The 16,022-nt window shown below is 35.9% G+C and carries 17 protein-coding genes and 1 other annotated feature; all 17 genes read left to right on the top strand.

What is annotated here, in order from left to right; translation table 11 throughout:
- Positions 1-133: 133 nt before the first annotated feature.
- Positions 134-1,066: a sigma-E processing peptidase SpoIIGA gene (gene spoIIGA / locus NSQ59_RS17070; protein WP_321198412.1), complete on the top strand. Its 933-nt coding sequence runs from the start codon at positions 134-136 to the stop codon at positions 1,064-1,066.
- A 68-nt stretch (positions 1,067-1,134) separates the two neighbouring features.
- Positions 1,135-1,854, top strand: coding sequence for an RNA polymerase sporulation sigma factor SigE (sigE, locus tag NSQ59_RS17065; protein WP_055740492.1), 720 nt, complete (start codon positions 1,135-1,137; stop codon positions 1,852-1,854).
- 220 nt (positions 1,855-2,074) lie between these two features.
- Positions 2,075-2,851: an RNA polymerase sporulation sigma factor SigG gene (gene sigG / locus NSQ59_RS17060; RefSeq protein ID WP_055740491.1), complete on the top strand. Its 777-nt coding sequence runs from the start codon at positions 2,075-2,077 to the stop codon at positions 2,849-2,851.
- Positions 2,852-3,150: 299 nt separating this feature from the next.
- On the top strand, positions 3,151-3,429 hold the full coding sequence (locus tag NSQ59_RS17055) for a YlmC/YmxH family sporulation protein (RefSeq protein WP_055740490.1): 279 nt from the start codon (positions 3,151-3,153) through the stop codon (positions 3,427-3,429).
- Between the two features lie 269 nt (positions 3,430-3,698).
- Positions 3,699-4,532 (top strand): peptidoglycan editing factor PgeF, encoded by an 834-nt coding sequence (pgeF, locus tag NSQ59_RS17050; protein ID WP_055740489.1) that lies wholly within the window; start codon positions 3,699-3,701, stop codon positions 4,530-4,532.
- Positions 4,522-5,199 (top strand): YggS family pyridoxal phosphate-dependent enzyme, encoded by a 678-nt coding sequence (locus tag NSQ59_RS17045; protein WP_083489455.1) that lies wholly within the window; start codon positions 4,522-4,524, stop codon positions 5,197-5,199. Before pgeF ends, NSQ59_RS17045 begins: the two co-directional genes overlap by 11 nt.
- 13 nt (positions 5,200-5,212) lie before the next feature.
- On the top strand, positions 5,213-5,662 hold the full coding sequence (locus NSQ59_RS17040; protein WP_055740488.1) for a cell division protein SepF: 450 nt from the start codon (positions 5,213-5,215) through the stop codon (positions 5,660-5,662).
- A 5-nt stretch (positions 5,663-5,667) separates the two neighbouring features.
- On the top strand, positions 5,668-5,928 hold the full coding sequence (locus NSQ59_RS17035; RefSeq protein WP_055740487.1) for a YggT family protein: 261 nt from the start codon (positions 5,668-5,670) through the stop codon (positions 5,926-5,928).
- Positions 5,929-5,982: 54 nt separating this feature from the next.
- Positions 5,983-6,759: a YlmH family RNA-binding protein gene (locus NSQ59_RS17030; protein WP_055740486.1), complete on the top strand. Its 777-nt coding sequence runs from the start codon at positions 5,983-5,985 to the stop codon at positions 6,757-6,759.
- Positions 6,760-6,990: 231 nt separating this feature from the next.
- Entirely contained in the window at positions 6,991-7,497 is a 507-nt protein-coding gene (locus tag NSQ59_RS17025) for a DivIVA domain-containing protein (protein WP_055740485.1), read from the top strand.
- Positions 7,498-7,710: 213 nt separating this feature from the next.
- Positions 7,711-7,943, top strand: a binding site (T-box leader).
- 89 nt (positions 7,944-8,032) lie between these two features.
- Positions 8,033-10,795, top strand: a complete 2,763-nt coding sequence (ileS, locus tag NSQ59_RS17020; protein ID WP_055740484.1) for an isoleucine--tRNA ligase — start codon at positions 8,033-8,035, stop codon at positions 10,793-10,795.
- Positions 10,796-10,927: 132 nt separating this feature from the next.
- Positions 10,928-11,209: a hypothetical protein gene (locus NSQ59_RS17015; protein WP_055740483.1), complete on the top strand. Its 282-nt coding sequence runs from the start codon at positions 10,928-10,930 to the stop codon at positions 11,207-11,209.
- A gap of 202 nt (positions 11,210-11,411) precedes the next feature.
- Positions 11,412-11,909: a signal peptidase II gene (lspA, locus tag NSQ59_RS17010; RefSeq protein WP_055740482.1), complete on the top strand. Its 498-nt coding sequence runs from the start codon at positions 11,412-11,414 to the stop codon at positions 11,907-11,909.
- Positions 11,875-12,780 (top strand): RluA family pseudouridine synthase, encoded by a 906-nt coding sequence (locus NSQ59_RS17005; protein WP_055740481.1) that lies wholly within the window; start codon positions 11,875-11,877, stop codon positions 12,778-12,780. The genes lspA and NSQ59_RS17005 overlap by 35 nt, the downstream gene beginning before the upstream one ends.
- Positions 12,781-12,965: 185 nt before the next feature.
- Positions 12,966-13,505 carry a bifunctional pyr operon transcriptional regulator/uracil phosphoribosyltransferase PyrR gene (gene pyrR, locus NSQ59_RS17000; RefSeq protein ID WP_055741255.1) on the top strand — a complete coding sequence of 180 codons (540 nt, stop codon included), beginning with the start codon at positions 12,966-12,968 and terminating at the stop codon, positions 13,503-13,505.
- Positions 13,506-13,671: 166 nt separating this feature from the next.
- Positions 13,672-14,985: a solute carrier family 23 protein gene (locus tag NSQ59_RS16995; protein ID WP_055740480.1), complete on the top strand. Its 1,314-nt coding sequence runs from the start codon at positions 13,672-13,674 to the stop codon at positions 14,983-14,985.
- A 143-nt stretch (positions 14,986-15,128) separates the two neighbouring features.
- The gene (locus NSQ59_RS16990; RefSeq protein ID WP_055740479.1) at positions 15,129-16,022 is read left to right on the top strand and encodes an aspartate carbamoyltransferase catalytic subunit; all 894 of its coding nucleotides are present in this window, start codon (positions 15,129-15,131) and stop codon (positions 16,020-16,022) included.

Raw genomic sequence — 16,022 nt, 5'->3', positions numbered from 1 at the left:
TCTCAATCTACTAAAGAAAAGTATCCATTTTTAAGAAAAGATGCATCGACGTTAAATTAAATTTGAATTTATAACAGTTACGAAATGCAATATTTTATAGGAATACCATCTATATGAAAATTAAAGGGGGGATATGTTATTGGTCGTTTACATGGATGTAGTATGGCTACTGAATTTATTAGTAGATAGCATGCTCCTTTGGCTGACAGCCATTATTTTAAAACGTCATGTAACAATATGGAGGATATTTATTGGCGGATTGATTGGCTCCATCCTTATCATAATGAGCATTACACCATATGCTCAATTTGCAGGAAAACCTCTCGTAAAGCTTGGATTCTCTGTCATAATGGTTTATTCCGTATTTGGTTTTAAACGCTTTAAATTTTTCTTTTCCAACTTATTAACCTTTTACTTTATGACTTTTTTAACAGGCGGTATTTTGATAGGAGTTCATTACTTTTTAAATTTTGATTTGGAAATGAATAAGGCTTTTTCGCTGGCCAGTATAAGAGGATTCGGAGATCCGATAAGCTGGATGTTTGTTATTTTTGGATTGCCAATTGCCTGGTATTTTGCAAAACAACGAATTACTACCTTTGAAATGACCAAAATCCAATTTGATCAACTCGTTGAAGTGGAAATAAACATCAATGGTTTACATATTGTATTGCCTGGTCTTGTCGATAGTGGTAACCAATTGCAAGATCCGATTTCCAAAGCTCCGGTTATGATCGTTTCTACCCAAACCTTACTTGAAAAGTTGCCTAATGAGATTATTGAGTTATCCGAAAATCATGAAAAGCTAATGGATGGCTCTATTCAATTAGATTCTGAGTGGTACGATAAAATTCGACTTATCCCTGCTAAAGCCGTAGGGAAAAACCATCAATTACTTGTTGCCTATAAACCGGATTCTCTACATATTCAAAATGAGAAAGGCAGCTGGAATGTACAAAAATCACTTATTTCCTTTACAAACCAAACGTTATCTAGTGATGACATCTTCCAGTGCATTGTTCATCCTAAAATGTTAACGGGAATTCCAATTCAGCACGCTTCCTAATTTTTAAATTTCAATAATTGTAATATTACTATACTCTCGAAACATTCAATTTAGAAGGAGGACATCCAATGAAAAATCTAAAAATTAAATTGTCCTATATGTGGTATAAATTATTAATCAAACTAGGCTTAAAGGCGGACGAAATTTATTACATTGGAGGAAGTGAAGCACTCCCTCCGCCATTAACAAAGGATGAAGAAGAAATTCTTCTTAAAAAGCTTCCAAGCGGAGATAAGGCTGCGCGATCCTTATTAATTGAGCGTAATCTAAGACTAGTTGTTTATATAGCACGCAAATTTGAAAATACAGGGATAAACATTGAGGATTTAATTAGTATTGGTACAATCGGCTTAATAAAAGCAGTGAATACTTTTAATCCGGAGAAAAAAATCAAGTTAGCAACTTATGCGTCCAGATGCATTGAAAATGAAATTCTTATGTATCTTAGGAGAAATAATAAAATCAGATCCGAAGTTTCCTTTGATGAACCTTTGAACATTGACTGGGACGGCAATGAATTATTATTATCTGATGTTTTAGGAACGGAAGAAGATATCATTACAAAAGATTTGGAAGCAAATGTAGATAAGAATCTTTTATTTAATGCTCTTCATCAACTGACAGATCGTGAAAAGCAAATTATGGAACTTCGCTTCGGACTACAGGGCGGTGAAGAAAAAACGCAAAAGGATGTAGCGGATATGCTCGGTATTTCCCAATCGTATATATCCCGTCTTGAAAAAAGAATCATCAAGAGACTTCGTAAAGAATTTAATAAGATGGTTTAAATTGGAGTACATTATTTGAACAGCACTACGATGGAAAAAATGATGATCTATATTGTGCTTTAAAATAATCAAGATAAAAATTTTTTTGCTAGTAAAGACTATAAAAATCAACCACTTTAAGCAAATATATGGAAGATGTAAGGGTTCATACAGTGCATAAATTTCCCACCTAAGGAGATACTTATTTTTGAACAGCAGCTCCTGCAAGGAGGGAAATGACTTGAAGCGAAATAAAGTAGAAATATGCGGTGTTGACACATCTAAGCTTCCTGTTTTGAAGAATGAGGAAATGAGAGAATTACTTAAACAAATGCATGCCGGCGATATGTATGCTAGAGAAAAACTCGTTAATGGAAATTTACGCCTTGTCCTCAGTGTAATTCAACGTTTTAATAATCGCGGGGAATATGTGGACGACCTATTTCAGGTTGGCTGCATCGGACTAATGAAATCCATTGATAACTTTGATTTAAGTCAAAATGTTAGATTCTCTACTTATGCAGTTCCAATGATTATTGGGGAAATACGCCGGTATTTGCGGGATAATAACCCAATCCGCGTTTCGCGTTCACTCCGAGATATTGCCTATAAAGCTCTTCAGGTACGGGAGAGGCTAATCAGTGAAACATCAAAGGAACCAACTGCAGAGGAAATTGCAAAAGTGTTAGAAGTTCCTCATGAGGAAATTGTATTTGCCCTTGATGCGATTCAAGATCCAGTTTCATTATTTGAACCGATATACAATGATGGCGGGGATCCTATTTTTGTAATGGATCAATTAAGTGATGAAAGAAATCGGGACAGTAATTGGATTGAAGAAATTGCATTACAAGAAGGGATGAGAAGATTAAACGACCGTGAGAAATTAATTATCCGAAAAAGGTTTTTTCAAGGTAAAACACAAATGGAAGTGGCAGAGGAAATTGGGATATCTCAAGCACAAGTATCACGTTTAGAAAAAGCTGCAATTAAATCCATGAATAAAAATATTCAATAAGAAAAGCGGTAGCGCCGCAGCTCTAGTATACGGTTTTCGTAGTCGCAGGCGGGCGAACGGAAATCTGCTCGGTAGTTCACGAGCCAGTGTAATTAGCACATCAAATTTCACAGAAGTAAAATTTGAAATGTAATTTTATCTGATGCTCTTATCCGAAAGACGAGCCGATAAGCTTCTTGCACTAAACAATGAAAAAGTAGGGTATTCTGGTACACAGGATACCCTACTTTTATTATATTCTGTTGTCCTTGGCATATATATATATTAATTGGATAATTGCCTTTAAGGAGAGGATAACGATGGTTCGTATATCTGATTTTCAAATAAAAGATGTTGTTAGCATTTCAGACGGACGCAAATTAGGGAATATCACGGATATCGATATTAATTTAGACAATGGAAAAATTGAAAGTATTGTAGTTGGAGGGACCGGAAAATTATTAAGCTTTTTTAATAAAGAAGAAGAATTGGTCATTCCCTGGAATAACATCGTAAAAATTGGTGAGGATGTAATCCTCGTAAGATTTAAAGAGCAAAAATATATGGGGCAGCAACAACTTCAAGAGCCAAAAAGTTAAAAACACCCGAGCGCATTCAGCGTATCTATGGTACACTATTGGAAAGTGAAGGTAAAACAGTACCTTCTTTTTTTATTTAAGGATTTTTTCTTTTTGTTGCTTTTAAAATCATAAAACTATATTTTTTTAATTCAAGTATAGAAATGGTAACCTTTTAAGAAAGAATGCACAGAAGATTAAACTTATAAGGTTTTTTACAAAATACGAAATAGCAACAAACTATACAGATACAGTCAGCTTAAATATAAATGGATGGAGTGTAATGGATATTGGAACCATTTATAAAACGAGAAAAAGAATACTTTTATATAAAAAATTGGACAGAAATTTCCCCTAGTATTATCGCTGGATTTACAACAAAACTGGGGGGGTTTAGCGAAGGTTTTGATGGTACTTTAAATTGTGGATTTCATGTTGGGGACAATCAAGAAACTGTAAGAAAGAATAGACAGCATTTAGCAGCGAAACTTCATTTTCCAACCGGTAAATGGGTGGGCTGTGAACAAACACATGGAATTCGTATTGCAGAAATAAACAGCGAGCAACAGGGAAAAGGTTCATTAGACTATGAAAGCAGCATGCAAGATACAGATGGGTTATATACGAGATTACCGGATACCCTTTTAACTTTATGTTACGCAGATTGTGTTCCAATTTACTTTTTTGCTGCTAATCATGATATGATTGGTATTGCACATGCAGGATGGAAAGGTACCGTAAAGGGAATTGCCAAGGAAATGATAGCGGAGTGGAATAAAAAAGGGATTGAACCATCAGAAATTATGGTGGCAATTGGACCGTCTATTTGTGAAAAATGTTATGTTGTCGATAATCGAGTAATAAAGGAAGTTGATACATGGTTATCTTCAGGAGATAATAAACCTTATAATGAAATTTCTTCTGGACAATATCAATTAAATTTAAGAAAATTAAACCAAATGATTCTTGAAAAATCAGGCATTTCATCTGAAAATATTTATATAACAAATCTATGTACAAGTTGCGATCACATGGAATTTTATTCTCATCGGCGTGACCGCGGCAATACAGGAAGAATGTTGGGCTTCATTGGCTTGAAAGGAAATGATGGAAGTGAAGGTTAGTGAAAATCTAACAATTATTCGGCAAAATATCGAGCAGGCTTGTAAAAGGACTGGACGCAATTCCAGTGAAGTAAAGATAATCGCCGTAACAAAATATGTAACTGCTGAAAGGGCAAAAGAGGCTTTTGATGCAGGCATTATTCACCTCGGTGAAAATCGGGATGAAGGCTTAATCGAAAAATGGAATTCCTTAGGGGATAGACCAACCTGGCATTTTATTGGAACATTACAATCACGAAAAGTTAAAAATATTATCGATAAGGTGTCTTATATCCATTCACTTGATCGGATTTCTTTAGCGAGAGAAATCAATAAAAGGTCAACTGAACGTATTCCATGTTTTATCCAAGTAAATGTATCAAAAGAAGAATCCAAGCATGGAATATCTGCAGCGTCTGTATTAGACTTTATTCAAGAACTAAAATCTTTTGAACATATATATATCGTCGGTTTAATGACGATGGCACCGTTAACAGATGATGAAACTGTCATTCGAAATACTTTTCGCGGGCTAAAACAGCTCCAACAAGAAGTACAAGCATTGAACCTAGACTATGCTCCATGCCAAGAGCTTTCGATGGGTATGTCGAATGATTATGAAATAGCAGTTGAAGAAGGAGCTACCTTCATAAGAATTGGAACATCATTAGTAGGCAGAGAATTTTAGGAGGTGTATGTAAATGGGTATAAAATCAAAAATTAAAACATTTTTTTTACTGGATGATGAATATGATGATATGGAAGAAGAAAAAATGGGACATGAAGTGGAACATGAGCCTGAACCAGCTCCAAGATATAATCAGTCTTCTTCAAAGCAAAACATTGTTAGTTTGCAAAGCGTCACAAAAGGTTCTAAAGTAGTATTAATTGAACCAAGAGTATATGCGGAGGCCCAAGAAATCGCAGATCATTTAAAAAATCGCAGATCTGTGGTGGTAAACCTTCAACGTATTCAGCATGATCAGGCGAAACGGATCATTGATTTTTTGAGCGGTACTGTCTATGCTATCGGCGGAGATATACAGCGCATTGGTAGTAATATATTTTTATGTACACCTGATAATGTAGAGGTATCCGGTAATATTTCAGAGTTAATTCAAGATACTAATTTTGATTCGAGGTGGTCCTAGAATAAATGAGTTTTATATTTTGGCTATTAATTGAGCTTCTAAACATTTATTCATATGTAGTAATTATTTATATATTTATGTCATGGTTTAATGCGCAGCAAACTTCTGTAGGAAATTTATTTGCCCGTATTTGTGAACCATATTTGGAACCATTCAGACGTATTATTCCGCCATTAGGAATGATTGATATCTCACCAATCGTTGCCTTGATTGTTTTACAATTAGCTCGTGCAGGAATTGGTCAAATACATGGTTGGTTAATGTAAAAGGGCTGCTGATTTGAGGCACCCCTTTTTATTTTCGAAATTGAGAGGATTATTATGAGTAATATTTATCAACATTTTAGACCAGATGAAAAAGAATTTATCGACCAAGTTTTGAATTGGCAGCAATTTGTAGAGGATTCTTATTCATCCAAACTAAGTGACTTTTTAGATCCTAGGCAGATACATATTGTAAAAACAATCATCGGCACTCATTCGCAAGTAAAATATGGTGAATTTGGCGGATATGATGGAGCAGAAAGAAAAAGGATGTTATTATATCCTGATTATCTGATACCAGAGAACAATGATTTCCAAACATCACTATTGGAAATAGTGTATCCGAGCAAATTTGTAACACTAAGCCATAGACAAGTTTTAGGCTCTTTAATGTCAATCGGTTTAAAAAGGGAAAAATTCGGTGATATATTAGTCCAAAATAACCGAATTCAATTTATTGTCCCTTCTGAAATGATAGATTATGTTAAGATGGAATTAAAGCAAATTGGAAAAAGCAAAATCCAATTAGTAGAGTTGCCTCTTAACCAAATTATTACTTCCAGCGAAGAGTGGAAGGAGCAATCCACTACGGTAAGTGCGTTGCGACTGGATGCCATTCTTTCCTCTGTTTATCCAATTTCTAGACAAAAGGCACAAACGCTTATTCAACATGGGCTTGTGAAGGTTAACTGGAAAGAAGTGGAACAAGTTTCGTTTGTTTGTGATGAAGGAGATGTTATTTCCGCTCGTGGATATGGACGAAGTAAAATCATTACAATCGAAGGTCAAACAAAAAAGGATAAATGGCGATTGAAAGTTGGAATATTAAAATAAGAAAAGAGGAAACTCCTTATAGGCGATAAACGCTGAAGTTAGACAAAGATAACCACTTGAAATACTTATATGAAAAAATTTATACATTCTTTTCATTTAAATGAAAAATTTGCAGGAAATTCCCCTAATACTGTCGAAATTCAGTATAATAAAATAAAGTGATCGATTTCTGAAAGATTGATCGGATTATACCTACAAAAATATAGATAACATAAAGTGGAGGTGGCATATATGCCTTTAACGCCTTTGGACATACATAATAAGGAGTTTAGCAGAGGGTTTCGCGGTTATGATGAAGATGAAGTAAATGAATTCCTAGACCAAATCATTAAAGACTATGAATTGCTTATTCGCGAAAAGAAAGAATTAGATGAAAAATTATCATCATCCAATGAACGGCTTGGTCACTTTACTAATATTGAGGAAACCTTGCATAAATCTATTATCGTTGCCCAGGAAGCAGCGGAAGAAGTTAAGGGAAATGCACAGAAAGAAGCAAAATTAATTATTCGTGAAGCGGAAAAAAATGCGGATCGAATAGTGAATGAGGCACTTTCTAAAGCCCGAAAGATAGCAATGGAAATCGAGGAGCTAAAAAAACAGTCTAAAGTATTTAGAACCCGATTTAAAATGCTAATCGAGGCTCAGCTAGATTTATTAAGAAATGATGACTGGGATAAATTAATGGAATTTGAAATTGATGCGACAGAATTAAATCTTGAAGAAGAAGTTAAATGAGAATGTACTCGCAAAAGTTTGTTATTTGTAAATAAATTCCTAATCCCGTACTAGTATAGATGAGGGACATCTTTTCGTACCATTCTAATAAATTCAATTCAAGATAACTTTATTTATGTAGCAGTTATTGATAATAAAACAACAAAGTTTGCGAAAAGAACCTCAAATAATCTTGACGGAATAAAAATTTGTCACATATAATAGAAAAATAATAGTTAAACGATGACAGGGACAGTAAAGTTATTTTTATCTTATTGAAGCGAGCCAAGGATAGTGGAAGCTTGGTATAAGCAATAACTGGAAGATCACCCTCGAGTTCTTGATTTGAAAACGCGGGAGCGCGCGTAAGTAAATGATGGCGTTCATTCACGTTACGAATGCATGAGTGGACAGTGGATACATTGTCTAGCAGGGTGGTACCGCGGGAAAACCTTCTCGTCCCTATTGGGATGAGAGGGTTTTTTTGTTGTTTATTTGTTAATAACTAATAAGAATTAAAATGTCACCGTGAATCTTTTTTGTAGGAGGAAAAATTGTGGAATATAAAGATACGTTATTAATGCCAAAAACGGATTTCCCTATGAGAGGAAATTTACCTAAAAGAGAACCTGAAATTCAGGAAAAGTGGGAAAGTATGAGCATTTATCAAAAGGTCCAAGAACGTACAAAAGGAAGGCCAATGTTTGTTCTTCATGATGGACCGCCATATGCTAATGGTGATCTTCATATGGGGCACGCTTTAAATAAAACTTTAAAGGATTTCATTGTCCGTTTTAAGTCTATGACAGGCTACAACGCACCATATGTACCAGGTTGGGATACACATGGATTACCTATTGAACAAGCATTAACGAATAAAGGTGTTAAAAGAAAAGAAATGTCTGTAGCAGAATTTCGCAAATTATGTGCTGAATATGCTTATGAACAAGTTGATAATCAACGTACTGCTTTTAAGCGCCTAGGTGTCCGCGGTGATTGGGAGAATCCGTATCTCACATTAAAACCCGAATATGAAGCACAGCAAATTAAAGTATTTGGTGAAATGGCGAAAAAGGGATATATCTATAAAGGACTTAAACCGGTATATTGGTCTCCGTCCAGTGAATCTGCCCTTGCGGAAGCTGAAATTGAATATAAAGATAAGCGCTCTGCATCCATCTATGTAGCATTTGAAGTGAAGGATGGTAAAGGTGTTTTAGAAAGCGGTACGAATATTATCATTTGGACAACAACACCATGGACCATTCCAGCAAACCTTGGAATTTCTGTCCATCCTGACCTAAAATATGTTGTGGTGGAAGTAAACAATCAAAAATATGTTGTTGCTGAAGCGCTATTAGAGGAAGTTACTTCTGTATTAGAATGGGAAAATCCACAAACTGTTAAAACCGTAGCAGGTAAGGATTTAGAATATATTATTGCCAAACATCCTTTATATGACAGAGATTCACTAGTCATGTTAGGGGAACATGTTACAACTGATTCCGGTACAGGATGTGTTCATACGGCTCCTGGTCATGGAGAAGACGACTTTATTGTTGGAAAAAAATACAATTTAGATGTTCTATGTCCAGTGGATGATAAAGGATATATGACTTCTGAAGCACCGGGATTTGAAGGTTTGTTCTATGATGAAGCAAATAAACCAATTACTCAGAAGCTGGAAGAAGTAGGAGCGTTATTAAAATTAAATTTCATCACGCACTCTTATCCGCATGATTGGCGTACAAAGAAACCGGTTATTTTCCGCGCAACAGCACAATGGTTTGCATCCATTGACGCATTCCGTGAAGAACTTCTTGAAGCAGTGAAAGAAGTGAAATGGGTTCCTGCTTGGGGAGAAACAAGATTATTTAATATGATTCGCGACCGTGGAGATTGGTGTATTTCCCGTCAGCGTGCATGGGGTGTGCCAATTCCGGTATTTTATGCAGAAAATGGAGATCCAATTATTACGGATGAAACAATCGAACATATCTCTAATTTATTCCGTGAACATGGATCAAATGTGTGGTTTGAAAGAGAGACAAAGGATTTATTACCTGAAGGATTTACACATCCAAGCAGTCCAAATGGTACATTTACGAAAGAAACGGATATTATGGATGTTTGGTTTGATTCAGGATCTTCTCATCAAGCCGTTTTAGTTGAACGTGATGAATTACAACGTCCAGCTGATTTATATTTAGAAGGCTCTGACCAATATCGCGGATGGTTTAATTCTTCTTTAACAACGGCTGTTGCAGTAACTGGAAAAGCTCCGTATAAAGGAATTTTAAGCCATGGATTCACTTTAGACGGTGAAGGCAGAAAAATGAGTAAATCTTTAGGCAATGTTATTTTACCGAGCAAGGTAATTAATCAACTGGGTGCTGATATTGTTCGTCTGTGGGTAGCATCTGTAGATTATCAATCAGATGTTCGGGTTTCTGATGCTATTTTGAAACAAGTATCAGAAGTATATCGCAAAATCCGTAATACATTCCGATTCTTGCTTGGAAACTTAAATGACTTTAATCCAAGCACGGACAGTATTTCATATGAGAAATTACGAGAAGTAGATCAATTCCTGCTTGTAAAATTAAATAAATTAGTGAAACATGTTCGCGCGTCTTATGAAAATTATGAGTTTGCCAGCATCTATCATGCTGTGAATAATTTCTGTACACTCGATTTAAGTTCTTTCTACTTAGATTTTGCTAAAGATGTTTTATATATTGAGGCAAAAGATAATTATGAGCGTCGTGCGATGCAAACAGTATTGTATGAATGTTTAACATCTCTTACTAAGCTTCTGTCACCAATCTTGCCTCATACAGCTGATGAAGTTTGGTCTTTCATCCCGGGTGTTGAGGAAGATAGTGTTCAATTAACAGATATGCCGGAGCCTAAAGAACTTGAAAATGCTAAAGAACTTGAGGGAAAATGGGATAAATTCTTAAATCTTCGCGATGATGTTTTAAAAGCTCTAGAAGAAGCACGAAATGAAAAAGTAATCGGTAAATCATTGTCGGCAAAAATTTCGTTGTATGTAAATAAGGATACAAAGGAATTGCTTGACAGCATCTCTGAGAACATGAAACAATTGTTCATCGTTTCCGGTTATGAAGTTGTCGGTGCATATGAGGAAGCTCCAGAAAATGCCGTTAAGCTTGAACATGCAGCGATTGTTGTCGAAAAAGCAGATGGTGAAACTTGTGAAAGATGCTGGGTTGTTACACCTAATGTAGGTCAAGATGAAAAGCATCCAACTCTATGCTTACGTTGCGCATCTGTTGTAGAAAAAGAATATATTTAAAAATGTTGCCTGACACCATGGAGGTGTCAGGCACTTATTTTCCAATGTTTAGTACATTTTGCAACAGTTACTCCCGAAAAACTTTTTATTGGTGGGTACACTAATGGATAACAAAACATTGGAGGGATGAATGTGAGTAATCAACATGATCAATTATTCTGTTTGCTGCAATCTTTAAAGGAAGAATTAACTGCATATACAACAAATAATGAAATGATTCAAACCCTCATCAAAGAAGAATTAAGTGATATTAATGTTGCTTTGTCAAAATGGAATACAGGTCAATTCGGCACTTGTGAAGAAAGTGGTGAATCAATACCAAGTAATTGGCTAGTTACTATACCTACACTAAAAAGCTCTGACGAATGGTATGAATTAAGGAATTATGTAAAAGTATCAATCCCATTTAATTAAGTGCTTTATGCATACGTGTGAACATGCAATATATTAAAAGAATAACTTTGATGAACATGTACTCATAAAGGATTAGACATTAAGGAAAAATACTAAATCTTCCCTAGGTCCATAGAGTATGCTAAAATTCTAAAGAAACATGTGTTCATTTGAGTATGACTCGAATGAATATAATACATATGGATTCGGGGGTAGCTTTTTCGTGGTTTATTATATTATCGCACTTTTTATTATTGCATTAGATCAATTTACTAAATGGCTTGTAGTAAAAAATATGGAATTTGGTGAAAGTATCCCTATCATAAAAAATATATTTTACATTACATCACACCGTAATCAGGGTGCTGCATGGGGAATTTTACAAGGACAAATGTGGCTCTTTTATTTAATAACAGTAGTAGTTGTCGTTGGAATCGTTTATTATATGCAAAAATATACCAAAGGAAAAGTACTATTGGGTATTAGCCTTGGCTTTATGCTTGGCGGAGCAATTGGAAATTTTATCGATAGGATTTTTAGAAAACAAGTGGTTGATTTTATCCATACGTATATTTTTGGATATGATTTTCCGATATTCAATATTGCAGATTCTGCATTGACGATTGGTGTGATTCTGTTAATTATCTACATGCTAATAGAAGAGTTCGGTTCAAAGGAGAAAACATATGGAAATAATGGAACACATCATTCAGGAAAATGAAAAAAACGAGAGAATCGATAAAGTTTTATCTGGCATTAATGATGAATGGTCCAGATCACAGGTTCAGCAATGGATTAAAGAGGGAAATGTATCTGTTAACGAAAATACTGTAAAATCAAATTACAAATGCAGTATTGGAGATAAAATTCTGATTAACATTCCTGAACCGCAAAATTTGGATGTTATTCCTGAAGAAATGAATCTTGACATTTATTATGAAGACAGCGATGTATTAGTCGTTAATAAGCCAAAAGGAATGGTAGTTCATCCTGCACCAGGTCATATGTCAGGAACATTAGTAAATGGTTTAATGGCGCATTGTAAGGATTTATCCGGGATTAATGGAATATTAAGACCGGGGATTGTTCATCGAATTGATAAAGATACATCAGGACTTTTAATGGTGGCGAAAAATGATTTAGCACATGAAAAGCTTGTCAATCAATTAGTGGAAAAATCAGTGACACGAAAATACTATGCGATTGTTCATGGAGTAATACCTCATGATTATGGGACTATTGATGCGCCAATTGGAAGAGATCCTGAGGATAGGCAAAGAATGACAGTAGTGGATAATGGAAAGCATGCCGTTACCCATTTTCGTGTATTAGAGAGATTTGATCAATATTCATATATCGAATGTGAATTGGAAACAGGAAGAACCCATCAAATTCGGGTACATATGAAATATATTGGTTTTCCACTTGCAGGAGATCCTAAGTACGGCCCAAGAAAGACTTTAGATATCGATGGGCAAGCGCTGCATGCTGGAGTATTAGGATTTGTGCATCCTAGGACAGAAGAATATATGGAATTTGAAGCCCCATTGCCAGAATACTTTTCACAGCTTTTACATGTTATTCGAAAATAATGATTGACATGTTTCGATAAAAAGGATAATCTATTAATAGTTAAATAAGCCCTTTAACCCAGTCCAGAGAGGCTGAGAAGGATACGGATAGAATTTATGTAGTAGGTAACGTATGCCCTCTCAGGTTAACATGAGAGGGTTTTGTCGTATCACTAAACAATGTTTCTTACGGGGTGATAATAGTGATTCAAAAAGCAGTCGTACTCGATGAACAAGCTATCAGTCGATCATTAACAAGAACTGCACATGAAATCATCGAAAAAAACAAAGGTATTGATGATTGTGTCCTGGTTGGCATCAAAACAAGAGGCATTCATATTGCTAAAAGATTAGCTGAAAGAATTGAGAAAATTGAAGGGCGACCAATTGTTGTAGGCGATCTTGATATAACGCTATACCGAGATGATCTGACAATCAAAACAAATGATGCGGAACCGGAAGTAAAAGGGTCGAATATTCCCGTTGATATTACAAATAAAAAAGTAATTCTCGTTGATGATGTATTATACACGGGAAGAACCGTAAGAGCTGCAATGGATGCTTTAATGGATATAGGCAGGCCATCACAAATTCAGCTTGCCGTCCTTGTAGACAGAGGTCATAGGGAGCTTCCAATTCGTGCTGATTTTATCGGGAAAAATATACCGACATCAAGCTCCGAAAAAATTGTGGTAGAGTTAATGGAAGTGGATGATTTAGATAAAGTAAGTATTTATGAAAATTAAATAGACCAACCTTTTAAAGACAGTCCTGTGAGGCTGACAAAGGTGGGATTTACGGGCAAAGCATGCCTGTTTGAATAACCCTCTTTGTAGCTGCACAGCTGTAAAGAGGGTTTTTTTATCACCATGATTTTATTCAACTTAAGAAAATACTCGAGGAGGAGTAAAAATGGGGAAGAACCAAGAAACTGTACTAGATATTCACGAAAAACCGGGATTTACTAAATGGGTTAGCTTAAGTATCCAACATCTTTTTGCCATGTTTGGTTCTACCGTACTCGTACCAATGCTAGTTGGATTAAGTCCTGCTGTTGCATTAGCATCAAGTGGTCTAGGGACATTAGCATATATTTTAATAACAAGAGGTCAGGTTCCAGCGTATTTAGGCTCCAGCTTTGCATTTATCGCTCCTCTAATTACAGCAAAAGCTGCAGGAGGTCCTGGAGCCGCGATGATGGGAACATTTCTTGCAGGTATTGCGTATGGTATTGTTGCCCTTATCATAGCGAAAGCGGGATATAAGTGGTTAATGAAACTTCTACCTCCGGTGGTGGTTGGTCCTGTGATAATCGTTATTGGGCTAGGAGTTGCCGGAACAGCTTGTAGTATGGCGATGTACAAGAACTATGGGGCAGCGGCACAGGATCTAATTTATAGTCCTAAACATATTGCCATCGCACTTTGCACATTAGCTATTACAATAGTAAGCTCCGCATTTTTAAAAGGATTTTTCCGTATCATACCTGTATTAATTGGTATTGTGGGTGGATATATTATCTCAATTTTTGCTGGAATTGTAGATTTTACACCTGTTATCAGAGCTCATTGGTTCGCGTTACCGGATTTAGTATTTCCTTTCGCTTCCTATAAACCTACATTCTCTTGGAGCATCTTTTTCTTAATGGTGCCTGTAGCAATCGTAACCTTATCTGAACACATTGGTCATCAGCTAGTTTTAAGTAAGGTTGTGGGTAAAGACTTAGTCGCAAAACCTGGTTTAGGCCCATCTATTCTTGGTGACGGGGTTTCTATCGTGATCGCATCTCTGATTGGTGCTCCCCCAACGACAACGTATGGTGAAAATATTGGGGTATTAGCAATTACAAAAGCATACAGTGTTTATGTAATCGGAGGGGCGGCGGTTTTTGCAATCTGCTTTAGCTTCATCGGAAAAATAAGTGCCCTATTAAGTACGATCCCTACATGTGTTATGGGTGGGGTATCCATCCTTCTCTTTGGAATTATCGCTTCCAGCGGTTTAAGAATGCTTGTTGACAATAAGGTTGATTTTAGTTTAAATCGAAACCTAATTATATCTTCGGTTATTTTAGTAATAGGTGTTGGTGGGGCATACTTAAAGCTTACAAAAGATATTCAGCTATCTAGTATGGCATTAGCTGCAATAATAGGAGTAATTTTAAATTTAATTCTACCTGGCAGACCAAAAGAAGATATGAACATGTTTGAAGAGGAACCAGTATAAGGAACCACCTTTTAAAATAAGTCCAGAGAGGCTTAAAAGGGTGTTTTAATGTGCATATGGAACGATTTATTAAACATATTCACATTATGTATAACACCCTGCTCTTGATTGAAGCAGGGTGTTTTTTTATAGGAGGGATAACAGTGAGGAATCTACTATCTATTACAGATCTTTCGATGGAAGAAATAAAAGAATTGTTAAAGGAAGCCGAATATTTTTCAAAAGGCGGGATATGGATACCAAAACAGCAAACCTTTGCCGTCAATATGTTTTATGAACCAAGCACCAGGACCAAAAGCAGCTTTGATGTTGCGGAGAAGAAATTAGGAATAGAGGTAATTCCTTTTGATGTGAATTTCTCAAGTGTCTCAAAGGGTGAATCACTTTATGATACAGTGAAGCTTTTTGAAGTAATAGGGGCAAATATTACGGTTATAAGACATCCAAAGGACCGTTACTATGATTCACTGATTGGCAAAATCAATATTCCAATTATAAATGGCGGAGATGGCTGTGGACAGCATCCAACACAATCTCTTCTTGATTTGTTTACGATTCAGCAAGAGTTTGGTGGATTTAAAGATCTGCAAGTTGCCATCATCGGTGACATAAGTCATAGCCGTGTTGCTAGGTCTAATAAGGATGCTTTAAGTAAGCTTGGGGCAAATGTAGTATTTTCTGGACCAGAGGAATGGTTTGATGAATCCTTCTTAAATACAGGAGATTATGTGAATATTGACAGGGCTGTAGAAGAGTCTGATGTCGTAATGCTTTTAAGAATTCAAAATGAACGACATCATCATACATCCAGTATGAGTGCAGAAGAGTACCACTTAAAATATGGCTTAACACTTGAAAGAGAAAGCCGTATGAAGCGCAACAGCATTATTATGCATCCGGCACCTGTTAACCGCAATGTGGAAATAGCGGATGAATTGGTGGAAGCGAAGCGCTCAAGAATTTTCAAACAAATGGAAAATGGAGTTTTTGTAAGAATGGCTGTACTGAAACAAATACTTGAGTGTGGGGGAAATTAA

Source organism: Margalitia sp. FSL K6-0131 (assembly GCF_038008735.1).
GTDB lineage: Bacteria > Bacillota > Bacilli > Bacillales > Bacillaceae_C > Margalitia > Margalitia shackletonii.
Note: the sequence above shows the minus strand (reverse complement) of the source record. Positions and strands in the feature narration are given on the sequence as shown.

Excerpts from the sequence above, each read along its gene's own strand:
- spoIIGA (WP_321198412.1), top strand. The coding sequence starts at position 134 with ATGTTATTGGTCGTTTACATGGATGTAGTATGGCTACTGAATTTATTA.
- sigE (WP_055740492.1), top strand. The coding sequence starts at position 1,135 with ATGAAAAATCTAAAAATTAAATTGTCCTATATGTGGTATAAATTATTA.
- NSQ59_RS17055 (WP_055740490.1), top strand. The coding sequence starts at position 3,151 with ATGGTTCGTATATCTGATTTTCAAATAAAAGATGTTGTTAGCATTTCA.
- NSQ59_RS17040 (WP_055740488.1), top strand. The coding sequence starts at position 5,213 with ATGGGTATAAAATCAAAAATTAAAACATTTTTTTTACTGGATGATGAA.
- NSQ59_RS17035 (WP_055740487.1), top strand. The coding sequence starts at position 5,668 with ATGAGTTTTATATTTTGGCTATTAATTGAGCTTCTAAACATTTATTCA.
- NSQ59_RS17030 (WP_055740486.1), top strand. The coding sequence starts at position 5,983 with ATGAGTAATATTTATCAACATTTTAGACCAGATGAAAAAGAATTTATC.
- NSQ59_RS17025 (WP_055740485.1), top strand. The coding sequence starts at position 6,991 with ATGCCTTTAACGCCTTTGGACATACATAATAAGGAGTTTAGCAGAGGG.
- NSQ59_RS17005 (WP_055740481.1), top strand. The coding sequence starts at position 11,875 with ATGGAAATAATGGAACACATCATTCAGGAAAATGAAAAAAACGAGAGA.
- NSQ59_RS16995 (WP_055740480.1), top strand. The coding sequence starts at position 13,672 with ATGGGGAAGAACCAAGAAACTGTACTAGATATTCACGAAAAACCGGGA.